The sequence below is a fragment of the Paenibacillus pasadenensis DSM 19293 genome, assembly GCF_000422485.1.
GTDB classification, from domain to species: domain Bacteria; phylum Bacillota; class Bacilli; order Paenibacillales; family Paenibacillaceae; genus Paenibacillus_O; species Paenibacillus_O pasadenensis.
This window is the reverse complement of sequence record NZ_KE383851.1, coordinates 215,441-236,486: the sequence shown is the minus strand read 5'-3', so window position 1 is coordinate 236,486 and position 21,046 is coordinate 215,441. Positions and strand designations below refer to the sequence as shown.

Below are 21,046 nucleotides of genomic sequence, written 5' to 3'. Positions count from 1 at the left end.
GACGGATCACTTCCCTTCCACAGGATTCCACACCTCAAGCGCGTCCCAGCTGAAGCCGAGCCGCTCCAGCGCGTTCCAGTCCAGTCCGGCCGCGTCCAGCTCTTCCCATCGCAGATAGGTGAACTGGAACTCCAGCAGCAGATGGGCCGGCAAAATCTCGCGCACCGCCGACTTCACGTCCGCCAGGTTCGGCGGCACGCCGCGCTTGCCGATGAACGTGACGACGACCTTCCAGTCGCCGAACTTCTCCTCGACCGAGATCTCGCCGTTCTCGAACGAATCGACGACGCTGCGAATGACGGCTAGCGTCACCGTGCCGGCTCCGCGCAGCCGCGACTTGATCAGCGAGCGCCGCTGGTCGAGCGGCTTGCTGCCGCTCGCGGGGATGCCGCAGGCCTCTTCCCAGCGGGACAAACCCCATGTCGCCGTCTCGAGGAAAATCTGGCGGAACGCCTCGTCCAGCTGGCCGGAGGCGAATGCCAGCTCCGCCGCCTCGCGCTCGATGATCGCGATCGCGGCGAGCGCATCCTCGTAATACTTGGGCAGCATGCCCATCATCTGCTCCGCCAGGCTATACGTCATACTCGATCTCGACCTTTCCCGCGACCGGCACCATGTCCGCCTCGAGCGCGATGTCGGCGCTGCCGCCGTTCATCGCCAGGCTGACGTAATCGTCGACCTCGTCGATGCCGATCAGGATGCCGGCGATGCGGTTGAACGGCACGCGGTCCTTCTTGAAGGCGAGGCCGGCCAGATAGGCGGCCAGCCGCCGCCGGAACTCGACGACGATCGGCTCAAGCTCCACGCCCGGCACGAAGCGCAGCTGCGCCGCGACGTCGATCTCGATTCCTTTCGCCGGAGCGACCGTCACCTTGGCCCCGATCGGCCTCCGCGCCTCGATCGCTGCCCGCGCCAGATCGACCTTGTCCGGCTTGGCCGGCGTTCCGTCCGGGCCGAGCAGCGACAGCTTGACCGTGCCTCCCCCTTGCCACACCTCGAACACCTTGACGTCGCCGATGCCTTCCGACTCCAGCGCCCACTGGCGGTAATGGCCGGCGTTGCCGCTCGTGGCGGGCGTGCGGACGCGGTCATAGTACCGCTGCAGCAGCGACGCGTCGCTCTCTTCATCCGCCCCGCCGGCGAACGCCTTCGGATTGCTGACGGCGACGATGCCGGCCAGATCGCCCAGCACGCGGCTGATCGAGCCCGGCTGCACGTTGCCGGCCGCGCCCGGCTCCGAGGAGACCGCGCGGACGAGGACCTGCTTGCCTTCCCCGATAGTCGCCGCCTCGCGGGTGGCGAACGAGACCGTCCCGTCCGGCAGCGAGGCGATCGTTCCCTCGCGGATGCGGGTGCCCGCGGCTCCGGCGAACAGCAGCTCGCCGGAGCTTTTCGTGCCGGGCTTGCGCGCCAGTCCCATCTCGGCGGCGCGCAGATCGAGATACGGACCCGGCTGCTGCGGTCCGGCGAACCCCCAGTCCAGCGTCTGGCCGAGCCGAATGTAGAGCTGGGCCAGCTCGATCGCCGCCGGCGACAGCATGTCGTGGACGACCGACCCCGGCCGGCGGTCGAGCTCCGGCGGCACGGCCGCCAGCATCCGCTCCAGAATCGCTTGCTTCGTATGCTGCTCAAACAAGCAGCGTCACCTCCTGCTGCAATAATCCGTCCTTGTGGACGACCGCGAAGCGGGCGCTCAGCCGGTCTCCCTGGCTGTCCAGGGCAAAATCCACCACGTCCAGCACCCGGTCGTCCGCGAGCAGCGCTTCCCGGATGACGCGCGGAACCTCGCTGCGCATCAGCTCCGGCGTCAAGTCCTCGCCGATCAGGCGCTCGAGCTCGGAGCCGTAGCTCCAGTCGCAGGCGAGATAGCGGAAGCGCGCCGTGCGCAGCGCCTTCTCGACCGCCTGGCGCAGCGCCTCTTCCCCGTCGATCAGCCAGTTCTCAAGCTGTCCGCCAGCGAAGTCGAGCGCGTACGTCCGGGACGGACGCGGCGCCGGCGGCGCGGCGGATGCGGCCGAGCTTCGCGGCTTCAGCGGCGACAGCGCCATCAGTACGTCACCGCCCGATCGAGGACGAGGTACAGCTGGCCCTGCTGCACGCCGGCGACGATGACGCGCTCGCCCGGCTTGAGCTCGTCGATGTAGGTAAGCTCGGCGTCCGAAAGCGCGAAGTCGCCCGCTTGCATCTCCAAATTCTGCGTCGTAATCGTAAGCGTCCCTCCCGATGTCACCAGCGTTGCCGAGGAGGGCGACAAGCCCGCGCTTGCGCTCATGACTTTCTCCGCGTCCACCTTTACCTTGCGCATGTGGCTCGTCAGCCTCTCGGCGACGACGAGATCGTCCTTCTCCAGCACCAGCTCCGTATGGTCGAGCCGGATCTTCAGCTCGGGAGGCTCCGCGACGACGGTGCCGAGCTCGATCGTCGTATCCGCGTTCCAGCCGATGCTCCGCATGAGCTGCACGAGCTGGCTCGCGCCCGAACCTTCTGCTCTGTCCATGCTGCTTCCCTCCTGTCCGTTGTACGGCGCGTCTTCATCCTCAGTCCGCTTCCTCCATCGCTGTCAGCGTCAGCGCCATGCGATGCGCGCCGCCCTCGTACGAATGCTCGTCGGCGGTGATCGCATACCGGCCGACGATGCCGCTCAGCCGCTCCTCGACCTTGACGACCGCGCCCGAGACCGCTTCCTCGATGCCGAGCGCCTCGATTCTGGCCTCGTCGGCAAACGTCGCCAGCTGCCGCAGCAGCTCGTCGGCCTGCTGCTGCATCATCGAGCGGCTCATCGCCGCGCTCGGCTTGACGAAATGCTGCATGACGCCGAACCGCTCCGCGAGCTCGGCGCTGCGGACGACGACGGCCTGCTCCGTGCGCTGCGGGTCGAGGCCCATCACCTTCACCTGCGTCTTCATCTCCTCCATCGACTGCGAGCAGGACGCCGACAGCAAATTCCGCCCCGCCTCGATGCGCCACGGCACGAGCTGCGCGCTGCGCTCCCGCAGCTCGACCCGGCCTTCCCGCGAGCCAAGCTCGAACCGGCGTCCGTTCTGCTCTTCCGTCATCTCGAGCGCCTTCGTCATCATCTCGTACAGCGTCTTGTCGCGCTGGATCAGCTTCGGAATGACGAAGCCGGTCGAGGCGAGCTCGCCGACAGGCACGCCGAACTCGCCGCACAGCTGGCGGATGATGCCGTCCGCGGTCATGCGGCGGAACAGACGCGAGTCCTTCGTTTTGGTCAGGTAGATGTTCTCGTCGTACGCCGTCGCCGACATGCGGCCGCCGGAGTCGATCGAGTCCGCGAACACGACGCCGCGAAAAAGCTCCGCGCCCGACTCGCCCGCGAGCCGCAGCTCGCCGCCCTTGTCGATCTCAGCCAGCCGGCTGCGGCCGTCGGCCGTGTTGACCAGCTCGACGACGAGCTTGCGCGCCGCCTGCTTGACATCGCCCGACCAGCGGATCGACATGCACATCGCGCTCAGATCCAGCTCCTCGCCGCCGCGCCGCACATGCGTCAGCGTCCAGCTCATGCCGGCACCGCCAGCTTGAGCCCGACCTTCAGCCGGTTCGGATCCTTGCCGATGGCGGCCTGGTTGGCCGCATGCAGCTCCCGCCAGCGGTCGCCGTCGCCCCAGATCCGCTGGGCGATCTTCCACAGGCTGTCGCCGGCGACGACGACATAGAACGCCGGCGGCGTGGGCGAGCCGTCCTTGCGCTCCTGCTCTGCGGCCGGCTCCGCCTGCACCGGGCGGTACTGCTTGAGCGCGAGCTCATAATAGAGGTCGCCGGGGCTGCCGGCCCGCTCCTCGTAGGAGAACGAGCGGATCGTCGTCGGCACGCCCTCGACCGTCGTGCCCGTGATGTCGAACGTCACCGGCTTGCGGGCCCGCATCCAGCCCTCCACGAGCTGGACGCAGCTCCAGGGCGGCTCGAACTCCATATGCTCGCAGTAGCCAGGATGATAGTCGCGGGGGAAAAAGGAGGAGATCGCAAACTCGCTGAGGCCCGCTTCGCCGAATACGGTACGCTCGCCGAGCGCCACGACCGAGAGGTCCTGGTAGCCCTGCGACAGCTTCACCGACAGGACGGCCGGATTGACCGGCAGCCGCAGCCGCTTGCCTCCGCCGTCCGGCGTCAGCCAAAATTGCATGCCGCTCATCCCATCAGCCCTCCCGCGGCGCGGATTTCACGCGCGAGCGCGCGGGCGATGCCGTCGATGTCGCTTTCCTGGCGGACGTGGAACGTATTGCCCGTCACCGTCACCGCCAGCCCGGCGGCTCCTCCTCCGGACAGCTCGCGGTTCTCCTGCGCGCTCAGCACGCGCTCGCCCTTGTGCAGGCGCGCGACCATGCCGTCGTACGGCACGTAGCCGAGGCCATGGTAATGGCCGGGCAGGGCGGCCGCGCCGGCAGGTCCGGCGGCCGCCACCGTGACGGTCGCGTCCTCCCCGAGGCCGAGGAAGCCTTTGACCTTGTTCCACTTTTCCAGAATGCCGCCGACAAAGTCGTTGAAATACTTCTTGATGTCATCGAAATGATACTTGAACAGATAGGCCAGTCCTGCGACCGCCGCTCCGACGAGCAGCACGGGAGCGAGGATCGCCAGGATCGGCGCCGCCACCGCCCAGGCGGCCGCGGCCGAAGCGAGCAGCGACGGCGCGAAGACGCCGATGAGAATCCCGGCCATGACAGCCGCCGAGATGCCGAGAATATCCGCGTTGCGCGCGAACACCTCCATGACGGTGACGATGCCTTCGCCAAGCGGCAGCAGCGCCTCGCCGAGCGGCGCCAGCGCGATCGTGACCCGGTTCTGCAGCGCGCCCCAGCCGTCGCCGAAGCTTTGCAGCTGCTGCGACTGCGCCGAGATGCTGCCGCTCGCCTCGCTCATCGAGCCGAGCATGCCTTTGAAGCCGTCGGTGCTGCCGCGCAGCGCCAGCGCCAGGTCGATGCCGGCCTCTTGGCCGAATACGCCGATCGCCAGTTTGGCCGCTTCGGCGATCGACTCCGCTTGCCGGATCTGCGAGGCGATGATTTCGAAGCCTCCCTCCGGCAGCTGCATCGTTCCGCCTTCCACTTTTTTCAGCACATCCTGGATCGGATTGATGCCTGCCTTTTGCCACTTGGCCATCAGCGCCGTCGAGGCATCGAGTCCGAGCTCCATCTCCTGGAACGAGCCGGCCGAATCGCTCACGCCCTTCATCAGGGCGGCCATATCGGTCTTTCCGGCCCGGCTCGCGGCGAAAAACCTGTCGAGCGTCCCTGAGCTGTCGCCAAGCTTGACGTCCCAACTGTTCATGATGCCGGCCAGCGACTCCGCCATGGCGGCGCTGTCCCCTCCTGTCAGCCGAGACGCGTCCAGCAGCGTCTTGGACGTCTTCTCCAGTCCGGCGCCCGTGAGCGGCAAGCTGCCGCGCAGCGTGCCCATCGCCTTGGCGACTTCGTCCAGGTTTTGCGGCACTTGCGATCCGACCTTGCGGAAAGACTCCAGCAGCTCCCCCATCTGCTCGCCAGGCACTCCGGCGGACGCCCGCAGGATCGAAGAAGCCTTGCCGAATGTTTCGGCCGCCTCCAGCGATTTCGTTCCGACCGCGACAATCGCGCCTCCGGCCATCGCTGCCGCCGCCGCTCCATGCTCCTTGACCAAACCCTTGTGCTGCTCGTACACGCCCCTCCCCTTCTCGCGAAGCCCTTGAGCATACGACTTGACCGCCGTCACGCCGCGATTTTTGTAGCCCGCCCAGCGCTCGCGCATCGGCCGGCTATGCTCGGCCAAATACGCTCTTGCCGGAGCCGCCGCCTGCGAGACAGCGTCCTTCGCCTTGCCCCATCCTTCCCGGACCGGCTTCGTCGAGTCCATCCATTTCTGGCCTGCCCAGCTCCTGGCTCTGCCTCCCAGCGCCTTCGCGCCTCCCCACCCCGACTTCATCATGCCGGTCAGCGGAGCGATCGACCTTTCCTTGAACGCGAAGCGGATGCCTCCCTTGACGATGCTTTTCGACGCCCTCGCCGAGGCATTGCCGACCGCCTTCGCGGCATTGCCGACCGCCTTCGCCGATGCGCTTCCCGCGGCTCTCACGACATTGCCGGCGGCATTTGCGGCTTTGGCCGTGCCTGCCGCGGCTTCCCTTCCGAGCGCCTTGATCTGATCGCCCGCATCCTTCCGGACTTTTCTCATCTGTTCGAGGAAATCCTTGGCCTGCTTCTGCTTCTCTGCTATGCTCCGCCCGGCCGCTCCCAACGGGTCCAACTTGGACAGCTGCTCCATCTGACGGCGAATCTTATCCATCAGCCGCGAGAACTGCTCCAGCGCGGCGTTCTGGGACGGTCCGGGCGCAGCGCCTCCTGTGCTCATATCCGCCCGCGCCTCCTTTCGATCGACCGAATCCTACCTGCGGGCGGCCGCCCGCTCGCTCGCCTTCCGCGCCTTCTCCTCTTCCTCCAGCTGCAGCATCATCGAGGCGTACATGAAGCGCTTGAAGCGCTCCTCCTTGTTGTACACCTCGTCCGGCGCGATGCCGTGGCGCTGGAAGATCAGATGGAGCAGGAAGGGCTCGCCGCCCGCCCGGATCAGTTTTTTACTTCTTCCTCGTCGCTGTCGAAGCCGCTGATCTCCAATATCTCGGAGGAAAGCCTCGCGATCTCGCCCGCCAGCAGCAGCCCCATGATCGCGTCGGCCGGAGTGCCGTATTTTTCCGTCAGCTCGCGCGCGGTCCAGTCCGGCACGACGCATGACTTTTGGATGACGAGGGCGCCGAACTGCTCCTCGTCGAGGATTTTCTCCCGCTTGCTGCCTTTGCCCGCGAAGTGCGTGCACTGCTCCTGGATGCGGCTGATCGTCTTGCCGTCGAGCGCCTGGATCGTGAAGTCCACGCCCAACCTCTTCATCGGGATGTCCTTCTGCGGCCTCGTGTCGGCGCTCAGCAGCGCGTGCAGGACGGCCGTCTGGCGGTTGTCGCTCATGAACGTCTCACCTCCGTTATTCATCTAGGCTTCTTCCGCGGCGAGCTTGTCGAGCAGCTCGTAGCCGGTGAAGCTGAACGGCAGCTCCTCCTCGACGAGCGACCCGACCTCGTAGTGCAGCAGCGGGATCTTGTCGAACGTCACGCCCTTCAAGCGGACGCGGTAAGCGCCGTACGACTCGGGATCCTCCAGCTTGAGGATCAGCTCCGTGATGAAGCTGCCCTTCTTGTCGTCGGCGATCGAGCCGATCAGCTCCACGAACTCGGACGTCACCTTGTAGCCGCTGATCGTGCCGGTGCCGCTCAGTCCGGTCACCTTGTGGGCGGTCCAGCGCGTTCCGGCGCGCTTCACTTCTTCCTTGGAGATCTCCACGTTCGCTTCCGCGGACTTGATGTTCGTCAGCCACTTGCTGTCATGGTACACGTAGCCGTAAGCGCCGTTGATGACGCGTGTCGGATCCAGCATTCGATCTCATGCCTCCTCTTGGGTTCGGTTGCCTCAGACCTCGATGGTCAGGAAAATGCGTTCCATGCTGTCGATCTCCGTGTAGGCGATGCGCAGGTAGACGTTGTCGCCCTCGGACTTGCGCTCCGGATCGAGTCCGGCCTCGATGTCCGTCAGCACGCTGGCCAGCTCCAGCCGCTCAAGGTACGCCTTCACGGCGGAGATGAGCGCCGCCTGGCCGTCGGCGTTGTTGTCGAGCTTGCCGATGTAGCTGTCCGCCGCCGTTTTTGGAATGTCCGTCGCGACCGCCTGCCGCGCCCGGATCGTGCGGATCTTGGCTCCGCTCGTCACGAGCCCCTGCTCGACCTTGACCTTCTCTCCGTCATGGACGAGCGCGAGCGAGCCTTTTTCGAGCGCGGCCGCGATCTCGCTGTTCTTGAGCCGCCGCAGCGCGTCGGTCGCGGACACCTGGGCGTACGTGATCGACTTGTTGATGCCGGTGCCGGCGATCAGACCGGCGACATACGGCGCGTATTCGCCCGAGGAGTAGGACTTGCCGCCCGCCTCCGCGCCGGTGATCAGATTGACCGCGTAGTCGTCCTTCAGCTTGACGCTGCGGGCATTGCCGAGCGCCGGGTCCTTGTCCTCGTCCCTCGTGCCGCCGAATACGGCGAGGAAGTGCTTGCCGTCCTTGCGGCTGCTTTTGATCCACGCCAGCGTCAGATCGACCTCCGACGCCTCCACCTCGGCCGGATAGACAAAGACGTTGAACGGCCTCGCCTCCAGCTGGTCGCGCATCGAGAGGAAGCTTTTCGCCCGGGACGCCTTGAGCGCGTCGCCCTCGCCCGTCGGCGGCGTCATCGTGTACACGAGAACCTCGCGCGCCCCTCCTTGCAGGACGAGCAGCACCGGAGCCGCATCCGCCTCGCCGAACAGCTCGACCGCCTCGGCCGGCTTTTCGATCGTGTAGAACTTCTCCTTTGCCGCCGTGCCGTATTTCAGCAGCGGCAGCGCCACCGTGCCGCGCGCTCCTCCCTTGATTACAGCTGCCGCCGCGTTCACGAAATTGATGTACAGTCCCGGACGCGCCGGCAGGCTCGTCGTATCCCATGTACCGCCCATGTTCGTCGCCACCTTTTCCTTCGATTTGCTTGTTCGGTGCTGCTCAGCCTTCCCGGCTGTCGTTCAGATGAAGCTTCTTCATTTTCGGAGCTGCCGGCAGCTCCAGCCGCTCGCGCACGGTGCCCTGCAGCTGGCAGCTGCAGCGATGCAGGCCGCCTTCGAGCCGCTCCGACTGTCCGAGCCTCGCCAAGGCCAGCCCGCGCACGACGGTCGCTTCCTCACCGGACGCCGGCCTCGGCGAGGCGATCAGCGCCTCGAGCGCCAGCACCGCCTCCCCGGCGCTCGAGCGGTAGCAGGCGACGGCATAGCTGCGCTCCGCCGCGACGGCATGCGCCATGTCGAGCCGCCGCTCTTCCGCCAGCAGCGCCACCGTCCAGTCTCCGTGAGCCGGCTCGGCCGGAGGCTCGTGCCGGCTGATCGCCGCATTCGGCTCAAGCCCCTTGATCCAGGCGCAGATGGCCTCGATGTCCGCCGTGATCGTGATCGCTCTCTCCTCCTTTCGGGCACAACCTGGATTATAGGAGCGCCGAGGGGGGACGGGGGAGGATGAACTTTTATCACCCGGCCTCGGAACGGATGTTCAGCGGGGGGATGATGGAAGTTCGCCCTGTTCAGCTGAGGCGGGACTTGATATACTCCATGAAAAACAGGCTCGGAGGAGGCGGTCCGCATGCGCCGCATACGCGTCATGCTGGTGGAGGACGATCCGTTCTGGCAGGAAAACATCAGCTCCGATCTGGCCGCCGAAGCGGATATCGAGGTCGCCGCCGTCTGCGGAAGCAAAGAAGAAGCCCTGCAAGCGGCAGCGCTTGACAGGGCTCTGGACGTGGTGCTGATGGACATCAATCTGTCGGGCAACAAGCTCGACGGACTGGAGGCGGTGCAGGAGCTGTGGCCGATCGTCGGCGAGCGCGACGTCAAGGTCATCATGCTGACGTCGCTCAAGGAAAGCTCGATCATCCTGAAATCGCTGCAGCTCGGAGCGGTGAACTATATGACCAAGCAGAGCTGCAAGGATATCGTCCGCGCGATCCGGGAAGCCGCCGCGGGCGCCGCGCAGATCCACGCGGACGCAGCCGGCGCGATGCGGGCCGAGCTGCAGCTGATGGAGCTGACGCCGACCGAGCGCGAGGTGTACGAGCTGCGTCGGGCGGGGCTGAGCCGGCAGCAGATTTCCGACCGGCTGTACAAGTCCGCCCATACGATCAAGTCCCAGATCAAAAGCATCCGCAGCAAGCTGCTGCCGTTCCGGCTCCATCAGCCCTCGCGCGCGGCGGACGACGAGCATGATTGAGCCCGCGCATGCCGGCTGGCGCAGGCTTGCGGCGTCAGCCCTCGCTTGCGGCGGACGGCGAGGAGGCATGCCGCGCCTGCTCCGCGGCGGCGAGCGGCGGCCTCGCGCGGAATCGGGATGCCGGCAGCTGCAGCTGCACGATCGTCCCGCTGCCCGGCTCGACAGGCGGAAAGACGATCGCTCCGCCGTGCTTCTGGGCGACCTGCGCGCAATAGGACAGGCCCAGCCCGTGGTTGGACGCGTTTCTTTTGGTCGTGTAGAACGGCTCCATGATGCGCGGCGCATGCTCGGGATCGATGCCCGCGCCGTCGTCGCGCACCTCGACGATGAACCGCTTGCGCGTCGAAAAGGCGCGCACCGAGATGGTCCCTTCCTTGCCCTTCGCCGCATCGGCGGCATTTTGCAGCAGGTTCGACACCGTCTCCAGCAGATGCATCCGATCGCCTCTCAGCTCCCCGTCCTCCACGCTCGACTCGAGCCTCGTCCCGCGACCTGCCAGCTGAGGCCGCATCGGCCCGAGCGCGCCCTCCAGCATTTCCCGCACATCGACGGCGGCTTCGCGCAGGACGATCTCGTCCGACTTTTCACGGATGCTCTCCACCATGGAGAGCAGATGCGAGGTGACGCCGCCGATCTGCCGCAGCGATTCCTTCGACCGCTCCGCCTCCCCGTTTTCCAGCTGTCCGGCCGCCTTTTCCGTCAAGTAGTCGATTTTTTGAATCTCGTTCTTGATCGAGTGGTTCAGGATCGACACGCCCATCGTGATCGCGCGCAGCGAGTAGCTGCGGCGCTCGCGCTCGATGCGCAGCTTGATGCCGAGGAAGCCGTTGCGGATGAGCTGGTACAGGATGGCCCCGACGAGGCTGAAAATCATGATGACGTTCAGCTGCCACAGGTTGTTGCTTTCCAGGCGGAAATCCCACATGCGGAGCTCCAGCCGCTTCATGCCGAGGAAGTCGGTCACGTACGCCCAGACGACCGCCGCGGAGAACAGCCAGGCGACGCGTTTCTTGTTGCTCAGGCTGTACATGCTGCCGTCCCGCCAGTAGGCGAGGAAGAAGAAAAACACGGCCGCAGCGAGATAGAAGCCGACAAGCAGGCGCTGCTCCTCGAAGGCGAAGACGTTCCACGGCTCCCGCTCGAGATGGCGCAGCAGGTTCAGGACGGCGGGCAGCAGCAGCGCGGACGCAAGCAGGTGACGCGCGCGGCGGGACTCGATGCCGCCCATCCAGAGCGCGCCGAGCGAGGTGATCGCGGGAAAAAGGTACAGATAGACGGTCATCATGAAGACGCTCGCCTGATAGAGGATCGTCTCGACGTCCGGCGTCAGCCAGCCGAGCGGCTGGAGGCGCGGAAGGATCGTCAGATGGATGGAGAAGGCGCAGCTGGACATGCCGCCGCTCAGCATCGTCAGCGCGATCCAGAAATTGCGGCGGAAGTTGAAGGCAAGGAACGTCAGTCCCAGCGTCCATAGCGACAGGAACATGAACAGATACAGGATCGTCAAGCTAGCGTCCTCCATTGCTGGCCAAAAAGCCCGATTCCTTTCGCTCCGATTATACGGCAGCGCGCCGCCAGCAGGGATGGGCCTAAAGTCATAGGCACGGACAGCGGCGGTTTTTACACAATGTTAAATGTACAATCCGGCCTTTGCCCTCTATACTCTTGAGCGAACGTTCAGGCGCGGTTAAACCGATGTTCAGTCCTCAGCCGCCGCGGATGATTCCAATTCGACTGGGAGGGATTTTTATGTGGAAACGCAAGCTTGGCTGGGGACTTGTCGCGATGCTCGCCTTTATGGCGGCGCTGTTTCCGGGCGCTTCCGTCCGGACCGAGGCGGCAGCCGGCTATGACGCCGTCATTTATTTTCCGTTCGACCGCTACCCGCTGACCGGCGATCATATCCGCGACGCGATCGCGGACGGGCATTCGGCGATCTGCACGATCGATCGGGCCGGCGCGGACGCGAACCGCAAGGAGTCGCTCAAGGGCATCCCGACCAAAAGCGGCTACGACCGCGACGAATGGCCGATGGCGATGTGCGACGAAGGCGGTGCAGGCGCGGACGTGCGCTACGTGCCGTCCTCCGACAACCGCGGCGCAGGGGCATGGGTCGGCAACCAGCTTTCCTCGTACGCGAACGGCAAGCGGATCAAGTTTGTCATGTCCTACGGCAGCTGACGAGCCTTCTCCGCGTCCGGCGGATCGGCTATACTGAAGCTACCCGATTCCGGCGCATTCAACCGGTTGAAAAAGGAGAGATGCCGCATGACCCGATTGGGCACGACCGAGCTGCTCGTATCCTACTCTCAGCTCGCGGCGTACAACCGCAGCGAGGAGCATCCTTATTCCGACTGGACGGACGAGCATGTCGGCCAAGGCTTTGCCTGGCGCGAGGGCAGCGTCTCGTTCGGCACGCTCGGCGATGTCCGCAGCCTCGTCGAGCTGGAGCTTGACGAGAGGCTGCCCGAGCCGGCAGCCGACGCGGTCCGCGTCATCGTCGTGCCGTTCCGCGCGGACGGCAGCGGCATCGCGGTCAGCAGCATCCTGTCGGAAACGCTGGCAGCCGAGCTGCCCGCCGGCTTGTACGAGCTTCAGTTCGAAGCGTTCGAGCCGGCGGGCGACGGCGATGGCCCCGGCCGCTATCGGCTCGCCTTCGCCCCGGCGGAGTCGCCGGCGGCTCGCATCGTCCGGCAGGACGAGGAGCTCGACCCGCCTGCCGAGCTGGTCCTGGCCGCGGAGGCGGCCGTTTGAACATGAGCCTGGCCGCATCCGTGCATGCACGGATGCGGCCAGGCTTTTTTCACGGATGCGGCCAGGTTTTTTCGACGGTCCGGTCGTTCGACGCCAAGCTCCTCCGCTGATCCAGGTCCGCTGCGGCGAGTCCAGTTTGACGCCGTTATTGCTTGCGGTGCACACCCGCGGCGCCGAGCGCCGAGCCGATGATGCGGATCGGCACGTCCGCCGTCTTGCGCGTGCCGTTGCGGTACACCACCTCGAAGCGGATCGTATAGTCGCCCTTGGACAGTCCATCCGTCAAATGCGCCCACCGCTCGTCATGCAGCTCGCCCGCATAATGGCGATCGGCCGTCACCGGCTTCAGGATGGTGCGTGCGTCCAGCCCGCCTCCGGCCGTCAAGCTCGCCGTCACCTGCAGCACCGGAGCCGGGACCGGATAGCCTTGCACGATCAGCTTCTCTCCGGCATAAAACTCCTTCGGATGCTGCGCCGTCTCGTGGCCGAGCCGGTCATGGATTTCCTTCCAGTCCGCCGTATGGCCGACATCGGCGCTCAGTCCAAGCGGCACGACCGAGATCGGCTTCGCCGCCGTCGCTTCCGCCTTGCCGTCGCTGACCGTCAGCGTCACCTGATAGGTGCCGGGCAAGGACCGTTCAAGGAGCGGCGGAGCCGCATGCACGCTCGTTCGGCCCGACGGGTCGAGCACGGTCCATTTCGCCGTAAGCGCGTCTCCGTCCGGATCGGACGAGCGGTCGAGCAGTTGGATCGGGTCGCCTTCGTAGACCGGCCTCGGCGTCCAGTCGAAATCGGCCACTGGCGGGCGATTCGTCTCGAGATAGAAATACTTCGGCGCACTCCAGGCGCTCCAATCGAAGCCGTCGTAGGCGCGGACCTGCACGTACAGGTTGACCTTCTCCGGAAGGTCGGTCGTAGGGCGCCAGCTGCGGTCCTTGCCCGGCCGAATGTCCGTATCCCGGAGCAATTCGCCGCCGTAGCGATAAATCCTCAGTTGATACCGGCTCTGTTCATCGCTGTCTGCATCCCAGTAGCTCCACTGGAAAAGCGGCCTGAATTCGATCAGTTTGGTCGGCTGATTCGGATCGGAGCTCGCCGGCACGGTGATTTGAGCGGACGGGATCTGGTTGTGAATCGTCACGGTCTTGGTGATTTGCGCTTCGGCACCGAGCGAGTCTTCGACGCGCTGGCGGATTTCAAAGGTGCCGATCGTGCTAAAGCTCTTTTGCCAGCTCGTCCGGCTGCCGCTTGCGATCGTCTCGGCTCCGTTCGTCGTCCGATTCCTCAAGTACCACGTATGCGGCAGGTTCTCGCGGCCGCCGTCCTCTTTGTCCCATGCGGTGGAGTCGAACGTGATCGTCACGCCTCGATACGTGTTCACATGGCTTTGGTTGAAGCCAGGCACTGGCGGCGTATTGTTCGCGCCCGTCACCGTGACATGGAGCGTCTTGACGGTGTAGGCCGACCATGCGCCGTACTCATCCTTTACGGCCATCCCAATTTCGTACATGCCTTTTTCTTGCGGCGTCACGAGCTTTTCGTAGAAGGTGTCCCCCGAAGGCGTCGTGTAGTAGAACTTCTTCTCCAGAATGCCTCGCGTCAACCGATATTCAATGCCGGTTGCTTCGGTCGAATAGTTGCTCGGGCTTTCGTAACGATCCGGATCGTAGCTGCTGTCGGTCCAGATGACTTTTCCGTCTCCGGATAGCGTCACCGTATACTGCGATACCGGGCGGCGATGAACCGTTACTTTCTTTACGAACGGATTGCTCTCCTTGCGGTATTCACTGAATCGATTGTCCGGATACCGGTAGTCCGGATGCGGATCGTCCTGGGCTCGCAGCTGCACGAGGTAATCCCCGACTTTGTCGAAGGCGAGCTGCTCGCTCTCGAACGTTTTTCCGTGCAGCGCCGAAAGGCCCTGATTGTTGAGGAAACGCGGCGTGTGCTCGAAGCTCCAGCGGTACGAGCCGGCCTTCGGATCGTTCTCCGGATCGAGGAACTGGATGCTGTCGTACTGGACTTCCGCCTTGGCCGTTCCTTCATCCCAAATGGCGTAGTCGGCCGACCATTCGACTTTGCTGTCGACGGCCTTGTACGTCAAGGCGCTGAACCTGACATACGCCTTGTTCGCGAAGTAGCCGAACTTGCCTTCGAGGAATTGGCCATCCGTCGCCGACAGGATCGGGATGTTGTTCAGGAAAACCTCGATCTTGCTGCCGACGGTCTTCACTTTGAAGCCATAGCTCACGTCCGATTCGAACGGATAGCTGCCGGCCTGCAGCACGGTCCGGCTGCCATTCACGTATTTCACAAGATCCAGCGAGTGGCCATTCGACTCCACGGCATAGCGGTTTCGCGGGTCTTGCATGCGGAAGCTGAAGCCCATCGCTTCTTGGTCTACATCAACGTCGAGCATGCGCTGGCTGTACTTCATTTCCGCGTCGCTCAGCGAGACGTCCGAGACGAACTGGCCGTTCGTGAACGTCTGCTTGACGAGCGGCGTTGTCGATGGAGCGCCAGAGGTAAACCAGATCATGGCATTCGGCTCGGAGTTTTCTCTCGGGATTCGCTTCAACGCGAAGAGTGATCCATCCCCGACGTATTCGCGGAAGAAGGTACAGCCGCGATAGCTTATCACCAAGGAACCGCTCGGATTGTAGACTTGGCCGTCGGCTGTGCAGTTTCCTTGATTGTACGGCGTAGAGTTCGTGATGTATCCATCGGCTGTCCGAGTAGAGAAGTCTGTCCCCTGAGAAGATCCGTCCCAGTTGAAGGTCGCGTTATTCCAGTTGGATAAATTCTGGAGTGTAGCACCTGACTTCATGTTGAAGACCTTTGTTATTCGCGTCGGGAGGTAAGGCTCGCTTCCCATGAAATAAACATCGACATAAAGCTCGTTTGCGAATGTGTTCATCCACATCGGGTTGTAGCCGTAATAGCCGCCCGCCCCTGCGAACATGCCGATTGAATTGGAGTTCAGCGCCATCTGCTGGTCTGGCTCAGATAAGTATCGGCTCCAGATGAGATTCATGTTCTTGTCGTATTTGTTGATCGTCAAATCGAAGAATAGGGTCATGTCCCGATACTCGTTTTGCTTATACCCATAGCCTTCTAGGGTGTAGGTGTTTCCTTCGGGATCCAGGTACATCTCCGGCGCGGCCCGGTATGGATAATCGGCAAGATCCCAAGGGGTCGGTCGGTTCATTTGCCGTTGAATGGAACCCAGCGTTGTAAGGGTCATGTTGGGGCTGACCGAAACAAAGTGCGCGTACGCGCTCCCGACCTGGTAGTTGTCTTTGCCGCCAGAGCTGAAATCTCTCTCCATTTTCAAGACAACGCCGTTTCCAGAAGTCGTGGAGTGAATGACCCAATCCTTGAAGTTCCAGTTCACTTTGTCCGTGAACCGGTTCATATTGGATGGCACGGTCGTTTCTTGAAGAAGGGTTCCGTTTGCGGCATCGTAACGCCGAATGATGACATCGTCAACAGAGGAAAGAACGACGTACAAGTATGGACCGGAGAGCTCCCATGTCATTTTTCGTGAAAATGGACCCAGGTTGATGACATAATCATACGGACTTCCTTTGCTCCATTTCTTGGCTTTCCAGTCATAAGGATTATTGCCTTGGACAAGAGGCGAGAGTTTCTTAGGATTCAATCCGTAGATCTTCATCTTACCTTGGTAGTTTGAATAATTAGAAATGCTGAAGATGACATGTTTCTTGTTGGACCGAACTTTCGGAATTTCATTGTACTGCGTGTACGAGATGCTGTACGCCTCGATTTGCCGCCCGTTCTCATCCGCTAAGTAATCGTTGAAATAGGCCGTATTCGTCAACGCTCGCCAAGGGGAAAGGGCGTTGGCGCCAAAGCCGTTGTTTGGCTTCGTGCCGTTAATCAGTTCCACTTCGCCGCCATAGCGCATGAAGGAATAGGTGTTGTTTTGGGCATCTCCGAAGTTTTTGGCGTCTCCGCCGATGAGGCTTCCTCCGTCGACGCTCCATAGCCGCGACCGATCAAATACCGTTTCGTTCGTATTCGTTACATAGACGGGCCACGTAATCATTTTCTCCGGACGGATCGTCGTGCTCGCATCGAGATCCGGCTGCGGGTTTTTGCCCTTCAAGTCGAAGGAGACTTCCGGCGCGTTGTTGACGATGTTCAGCGTGTAGCTTTCGATCGGTTCGTCATCCGTATTGTCCTTCAAGTTGAAGTCGTCGGTGACTTCGGTCCAGAACAGGTACTTGCCGACTTTAGGGGCCGTGAAGGATACCTTTTCCTTCGATCCGACAATCGTCTGCCAGGCATCGTCCTGAAAGCCGTTGTTCAACGCGTCGTACTTGAAGCGGTAGATGGCGGAGACGATCTGGTCGCCGTCCGGACTGAACGACTTGTTCAAAATGACGTTCGGTTCGTTCCGTATCCCTAGCTTCGGCACGTCGAGCTTGGCGATCGGAGGCAGGTCGGGCTTGACGATGATCGTGCATCTGGCCGGCTGCTCTGATTTTCTCCCCTCAACGTCGTAGACGTTCAGCTGGACCTCGACCGTGATGTTTTGTTGCGTTCCGTTTACATAGGAAGACTGCCTTCCGATCCATTCATCTTGACTGTGATCGATCGCAGCGAAGACGGGGCTGTAGCTTTTGCTGGAGTCGAACAAGGCGTCTGGTATGTAATGGTTCTCGATGACTTCGTCCGGGCACTTGATGATGGGAATAGGGCCTTTAGACTGGACGTTGATGAAAGCCGAAACCTCACCGGTCGCTCCAAACGGATCGCGGAGCGTGCCTTTCACGGTGTGGACACCAGGAGTGTCCATGCGAATTTCGTACATGCCCCAGCTGCCTTCCGGATATCTTCCTTTCAGGCTCTTTATCCATGCGCTATTCCCGTTTGCAAAATCAAATCCATCAAAAGTCACTTCATCGCCATCCGGATCAAACGGGGAGGGGATGGACGGATCATGCAGAACGATTAGGTACATGGTTTCGCCTTCAACAACGGAGGTTACGGGAACCGTCGGGTTGCTGGGCCGAACAAAGGCGGCTTTGCCGGACGGCGGGCGGTTGTTCGGCGGGTTTTTGACTTCCAGCGGGCGGGGGCCGATTTCCTTCTGTCCGCAGTCGGTAATCAGGGTCATGTAGACCTGATGCGTCCCGGTGCTGATGGCACTTGGGTAATCTTTACGCTCGATCGTCGTGTCGGACCAACTGTGGAACCAGCCCGTCACGCCTTCCCTGGAGCCGCGCTTGAACGTGTACATGTGGCGCAGATATTTACATTGCTCGAATTCCGGATCTTTCGGGCGAAGCGTGAAGCTGTCGCCATAGTCGATGGACGGGGGCGTGACGTCAAAGTTCCCTCCAAAATCCTTGCTAGGAGGAGGGGGTGTAGGCGTCGGTGCTTCGCCCGGCGAGAATGTTCCATCTACCGTGTTGTTCGTTTCGCTGGCTTCGTCGATCGTGTTGGCCGAATCGACCGTCAGCCGGAACGTTTTAGGCGCATTCGACGTGAAGGTACTGCTGAACGTGAGCGACCGGCTCGCCCCCGCCTTCATGGAGGGAACGGATTCGGATTTCAAGACCGTCCCTGTACCGACGTCTTTTACGTTTACCGTGAAGGCTTTGTTGATGTCGACGCCGTCGTTATGATAGTCGGCTGTAAAGGTCATCGGTTTTCCGATTTCTATTTTTCCTGATGATCGGATGTTGTCTGCGACTAAATCGGGTTTAGAATTGTCAATTGGATCGTAGATGACGTTTACCGAATAACTTATTTCGTAGGTAAGAGCTGCCCAAGTTGTTTCGGTGTTTATTGGTTCATAGCGCCTACCTTGGACGTTTCCTGAACTGCCAGAGAGGGCTATCCAATGAACTCCGTTTATATTGTTAGTGGCATTTAATTGCAGTTTGACTTTTACGTAGCCGTAACCTGGCTTTCCATTTCCTTTAGCGGTAACTTCGTGAAAGCCTAAAGATTCGGCTTCAATGACTTTTACGGAAGAAAGTTTAATCTTATCAGTTGGAACTCTATCGGTAGTTTTTTTGTCTTTGCGGTAAAAATCAGGCACCCCCAGCTCATCCGACCACGCAGCAGCAGAGCCATCCGTATAGCGCAGTCTGGAATCGATGGTTTGTCCTGAACTGTCTTTCTCAGGAATAGCTCCAGGATATTGAGACACCCCATTCTGATAAGTCGATGAGTCAGCTATAAAGGTGTAGGACGGAGTGTCTCCTACCTGGATTGTCCAACCCTTGCCATCTGACTTCCGCCAAATATCATAATACATTCTTGATTCTCTTTGCCCGGTGAGCTCGACGGGTACGCCATTTACGGGCGGTAATGCTATCTGGCCGCTACCTTCATCGTAGGTTCCTAATTGGCCCTTTTGATTCCCGTTAATTTCAAAAGACCAGGACTTTACTTTGCATCCAGACTTCTTAACGGTTGCGGTTTTTAACCCTTCAATTATGTCTGAGTTGTGGAGCCCGCCCCCGTTGCCGGTTATTGTAGTAGATTTGCAGTTGGTTGCTTCAGCTGCTTCGGCAATCGAGTTTGGAGGGAAGGAGAAAACCTCAAATAATGGCATTAGAAGCGCAAGGAGTAACATCACACTGATTTTTGATTTCATTGAATTTTGCCCCCGAAGATCCTGCCTTCTTCGTTAAGCAGAATCTTATGTTTATCATTTCCGAAAGATTCGAAATAAAAGAAAACATTATTGTAAGTTGACGCTTCTTTAACCTTCTCTTTACTGATTGAATAAAGTGCCCATATTTCCTGGGAATGGATCGTTCTCATGTCAAAGTGCCAGTTTGATCCAAGGGGTCCTTTGCTACCGTAAGGCATGTGTAAAGCAAAGATGAAATGGGGCAGACTGATCATAGACATGAAAGGCATGCTCAATTTTTCAGTTTTTGTGTTCGTGACGTTAACCTTGAATGCGACAAGGTATTCGTCTTTCCATGGTTTGTAGGTAAGACGATGGATGCCTGCTGGATCGAGCTTGTTTACTGGTTCAAATGAAGATTTTGGTACCCAATTCATATAAGGACTGTTTTTGTCGTCCATATCAATAATGATGATTTGCTTAAACTCACCATCTATATATGGTCGAATGTTAGCCTTGAACGGCAACTGCCGGAACTTCCCGCCCCACATCGTCTCGACGTTTGTTCCCGTGTACGCCACTTCGGCATAGGACGCCGCCCGCTTGTCCATCGGCAGCGTCCCGCCGGCAAGCAGCGTCAGCATGCGGTCGATGATGACCGTCGCCTGTGCGCGCGTCGAGCTTTCCTTCAGACCCAGCTCGCCTCCGGACAAGCCGGACAGAATGCCGCGCTTCGTCGCTTCATAGACGAGCTGAGGATCGGTTGTTTTTGCCTGCCGCAGCTTCTCGTCCACGGCCCGTACGACGAGCCGCGCCATCTCCTGACGGCTGATCGGCTGGGACCAGTTGTCGTTGAAGTCGCTCGTTTTGTGGACGCCGGCGCTGACCGCCGCTTGAATGTACGGCACATGCCAGGCTTGGCCCGCCGCCGCTTCGCCTACCGGAAGCCCCAGCGCGGAATCGGTCATCTTGATGAACTCGGCGCGAGTAATCGACCGGTCGGGGCAGAACAGGCCGTCTCCGCAGCCGTTGACGAGCCCCTTTCCAGCGAGCTTGGCCACCGAGGCGTAGTACCACGCCGACGGCTTCACGTCAGTGAAAGCAGCCTCAGAAGCGGCAGAAGCAGCCCCGATCTTCGACAGCAACGTCCCTCCGCTCGTCGTCCCCATCAGCAATCCCGCCATCGTCAAAGCCATCCACGTTTTTTTCATCTTCATATCGTTCATCCTCCATCGGTTAAGTTATTTGGGGTTCCGCAGTCGTTCCGCTGCGGCTCATGCCACTAAAAATCATCGATTGTTCCATTCCTGACTCCCTTCTTTATCGGAATTTCCTACCGGGATTGACACCAATTGCATCCTTTAGAACCCATAAAAAGGCAAAAAGCACCTGTTCGCGTGGGGCAAATGCGAACGGGTGCTTCCCGTAGCGGATCTCTATTCGGTTATCCAAGTCGATCATCAGCTGCAGTCCTCTGCGCCTTCCCTGCTGATGGAGCAAAATCGGCGTGGCAAACTGTCGGCTTCGCAGCGATCAGGAGCCAATCTCAATCTCCGGAGTCCCTTTGCTCATTTTATCCACCATCTGTACGGTCGGTTTCACAGTATAACCTCACCAAAATCTGGTTCGTCATTCCTTCGACACGCGGCGTCGGTTTCCTCTTTATGAAGAAAAAAGGCCCTCTTCGTGTAAAGGAAGACCTAAGCAGTAACAAAAATCTTAACCCAACTGAAGTGAAACAAAAGCATATTATGGTACGTCTGCGGAGCTGGAGGTGTTTATTTTGAACAAGTTGGTAATTATCCTTTTTCTAGCATTGTTGGGCTGCCAATCTTCGGGACCTGATGAATCAATGACTACTAAGATAAA

General features: G+C 61.0%; 17 protein-coding genes. 3 read left to right on the top strand and 14 right to left on the bottom strand.

Going from position 1 to position 21,046, the window contains the following annotated elements; all coding sequences use genetic code 11:
* Window positions 1–6: 6 nt before the first annotated feature.
* The 11 genes from H582_RS0117965 to H582_RS0117910 all read right to left on the bottom strand — a co-directional run bounded on the left by H582_RS0117965 (window position 7) and on the right by H582_RS0117910 (window position 8,886).
* Window positions 7–582, bottom strand: coding sequence for a putative phage tail protein (locus H582_RS0117965; RefSeq protein ID WP_043111538.1), 576 nt, complete (start codon window positions 580–582; stop codon window positions 7–9).
* Window positions 572–1,636 carry a baseplate J/gp47 family protein gene (locus tag H582_RS28340; protein ID WP_043111537.1) on the bottom strand — a complete coding sequence of 355 codons (1,065 nt, stop codon included), beginning with the start codon at window positions 1,634–1,636 and terminating at the stop codon, window positions 572–574. Before H582_RS28340 ends, H582_RS0117965 begins: the two co-directional genes overlap by 11 nt.
* Window positions 1,629–2,048: a DUF2634 domain-containing protein gene (locus H582_RS0117955; RefSeq protein ID WP_028599622.1), complete on the bottom strand. Its 420-nt coding sequence runs from the start codon at window positions 2,046–2,048 to the stop codon at window positions 1,629–1,631. The genes H582_RS28340 and H582_RS0117955 overlap by 8 nt, the downstream gene beginning before the upstream one ends.
* Window positions 2,048–2,497, bottom strand: coding sequence for a DUF2577 domain-containing protein (locus tag H582_RS0117950; protein WP_028599621.1), 450 nt, complete (start codon window positions 2,495–2,497; stop codon window positions 2,048–2,050). The genes H582_RS0117955 and H582_RS0117950 overlap by 1 nt, the downstream gene beginning before the upstream one ends.
* A 40-nt stretch (window positions 2,498–2,537) precedes the next feature.
* A complete protein-coding gene (locus H582_RS0117945) occupies window positions 2,538–3,521 on the bottom strand; it encodes an XkdQ/YqbQ family protein (RefSeq protein ID WP_043111536.1) in 984 nt (327 codons plus the stop codon).
* On the bottom strand, window positions 3,518–4,150 hold the full coding sequence (locus H582_RS0117940) for a LysM peptidoglycan-binding domain-containing protein (protein WP_028599619.1): 633 nt from the start codon (window positions 4,148–4,150) through the stop codon (window positions 3,518–3,520). Before H582_RS0117940 ends, H582_RS0117945 begins: the two co-directional genes overlap by 4 nt.
* Window positions 4,147–6,342, bottom strand: a complete 2,196-nt coding sequence (locus H582_RS0117935) for a phage tail tape measure protein (RefSeq protein WP_028599618.1) — start codon at window positions 6,340–6,342, stop codon at window positions 4,147–4,149. The genes H582_RS0117940 and H582_RS0117935 overlap by 4 nt, the downstream gene beginning before the upstream one ends.
* Window positions 6,343–6,557: 215 nt before the next feature.
* On the bottom strand, window positions 6,558–6,974 hold the full coding sequence (locus H582_RS0117925) for a phage tail assembly chaperone (protein ID WP_052333400.1): 417 nt from the start codon (window positions 6,972–6,974) through the stop codon (window positions 6,558–6,560).
* On the bottom strand, window positions 6,975–7,415 hold the full coding sequence (locus H582_RS0117920) for a phage tail tube protein (protein WP_028599616.1): 441 nt from the start codon (window positions 7,413–7,415) through the stop codon (window positions 6,975–6,977).
* A gap of 33 nt (window positions 7,416–7,448) precedes the next feature.
* Entirely contained in the window at window positions 7,449–8,516 is a 1,068-nt protein-coding gene (locus tag H582_RS0117915) for a phage tail sheath subtilisin-like domain-containing protein (protein ID WP_043111535.1), read from the bottom strand.
* Between the two features lie 43 nt (window positions 8,517–8,559).
* Entirely contained in the window at window positions 8,560–8,886 is a 327-nt protein-coding gene (locus tag H582_RS0117910) for a hypothetical protein (protein WP_028599614.1), read from the bottom strand.
* A 300-nt stretch (window positions 8,887–9,186) separates the two neighbouring features.
* Here H582_RS0117910 and H582_RS0117905 point away from each other — a divergent pair, with 300 nt between their 5' ends.
* A complete protein-coding gene (locus tag H582_RS0117905) occupies window positions 9,187–9,810 on the top strand; it encodes a response regulator transcription factor (RefSeq protein WP_028599613.1) in 624 nt (207 codons plus the stop codon).
* 34 nt (window positions 9,811–9,844) lie between these two features.
* On the opposite strand, the gene H582_RS0117900 is transcribed toward H582_RS0117905, so the two are convergent.
* Window positions 9,845–11,317 (bottom strand): sensor histidine kinase, encoded by a 1,473-nt coding sequence (locus H582_RS0117900; protein WP_164820099.1) that lies wholly within the window; start codon window positions 11,315–11,317, stop codon window positions 9,845–9,847.
* A 278-nt stretch (window positions 11,318–11,595) separates the two neighbouring features.
* On the opposite strand from H582_RS0117900, the gene H582_RS0117895 reads away from it, so the two are divergent.
* Both H582_RS0117895 and comJ read left to right on the top strand, forming a co-directional pair.
* Window positions 11,596–11,991 carry a NucA/NucB deoxyribonuclease domain-containing protein gene (locus tag H582_RS0117895; RefSeq protein ID WP_028599611.1) on the top strand — a complete coding sequence of 132 codons (396 nt, stop codon included), beginning with the start codon at window positions 11,596–11,598 and terminating at the stop codon, window positions 11,989–11,991.
* Between the two features lie 87 nt (window positions 11,992–12,078).
* The gene (gene comJ, locus H582_RS0117890; RefSeq protein WP_028599610.1) at window positions 12,079–12,564 is read left to right on the top strand and encodes a competence protein ComJ; all 486 of its coding nucleotides are present in this window, start codon (window positions 12,079–12,081) and stop codon (window positions 12,562–12,564) included.
* A 145-nt stretch (window positions 12,565–12,709) separates the two neighbouring features.
* Here comJ and H582_RS0117885 read toward each other — a convergent pair whose 3' ends face one another.
* The gene (locus tag H582_RS0117885) at window positions 12,710–19,198 is read right to left on the bottom strand and encodes a CARDB domain-containing protein (protein ID WP_084137409.1); all 6,489 of its coding nucleotides are present in this window, start codon (window positions 19,196–19,198) and stop codon (window positions 12,710–12,712) included.
* Entirely contained in the window at window positions 19,195–20,394 is a 1,200-nt protein-coding gene (locus H582_RS0117870; RefSeq protein ID WP_028599606.1) for an S-layer homology domain-containing protein, read from the bottom strand. Before H582_RS0117870 ends, H582_RS0117885 begins: the two co-directional genes overlap by 4 nt.
* Window positions 20,395–21,046 lie beyond the last annotated feature (652 nt).

Bases quoted from the DNA above. Each gene is read 5' to 3' on its own strand.
- H582_RS0117965 (WP_043111538.1), bottom strand. From the start codon at position 582: ATGACGTATAGCCTGGCGGAGCAGATGATGGGCATGCTGCCCAAGTAT.
- H582_RS0117955 (WP_028599622.1), bottom strand. From the start codon at position 2,048: ATGGCGCTGTCGCCGCTGAAGCCGCGAAGCTCGGCCGCATCCGCCGCG.
- H582_RS0117950 (WP_028599621.1), bottom strand. From the start codon at position 2,497: ATGGACAGAGCAGAAGGTTCGGGCGCGAGCCAGCTCGTGCAGCTCATG.
- H582_RS0117945 (WP_043111536.1), bottom strand. From the start codon at position 3,521: ATGAGCTGGACGCTGACGCATGTGCGGCGCGGCGGCGAGGAGCTGGAT.
- H582_RS0117940 (WP_028599619.1), bottom strand. From the start codon at position 4,150: ATGAGCGGCATGCAATTTTGGCTGACGCCGGACGGCGGAGGCAAGCGG.
- H582_RS0117935 (WP_028599618.1), bottom strand. From the start codon at position 6,342: ATGAGCACAGGAGGCGCTGCGCCCGGACCGTCCCAGAACGCCGCGCTG.
- H582_RS0117925 (WP_052333400.1), bottom strand. From the start codon at position 6,974: ATGAATAACGGAGGTGAGACGTTCATGAGCGACAACCGCCAGACGGCC.
- H582_RS0117920 (WP_028599616.1), bottom strand. From the start codon at position 7,415: ATGCTGGATCCGACACGCGTCATCAACGGCGCTTACGGCTACGTGTAC.
- H582_RS0117915 (WP_043111535.1), bottom strand. From the start codon at position 8,516: ATGGGCGGTACATGGGATACGACGAGCCTGCCGGCGCGTCCGGGACTG.
- H582_RS0117905 (WP_028599613.1), top strand. From the start codon at position 9,187: ATGCGCCGCATACGCGTCATGCTGGTGGAGGACGATCCGTTCTGGCAG.
- H582_RS0117895 (WP_028599611.1), top strand. From the start codon at position 11,596: ATGCTCGCCTTTATGGCGGCGCTGTTTCCGGGCGCTTCCGTCCGGACC.
- comJ (WP_028599610.1), top strand. From the start codon at position 12,079: ATGACCCGATTGGGCACGACCGAGCTGCTCGTATCCTACTCTCAGCTC.
- H582_RS0117885 (WP_084137409.1), bottom strand. From the start codon at position 19,198: ATGAAATCAAAAATCAGTGTGATGTTACTCCTTGCGCTTCTAATGCCA.
- H582_RS0117870 (WP_028599606.1), bottom strand. From the start codon at position 20,394: ATGAAGATGAAAAAAACGTGGATGGCTTTGACGATGGCGGGATTGCTG.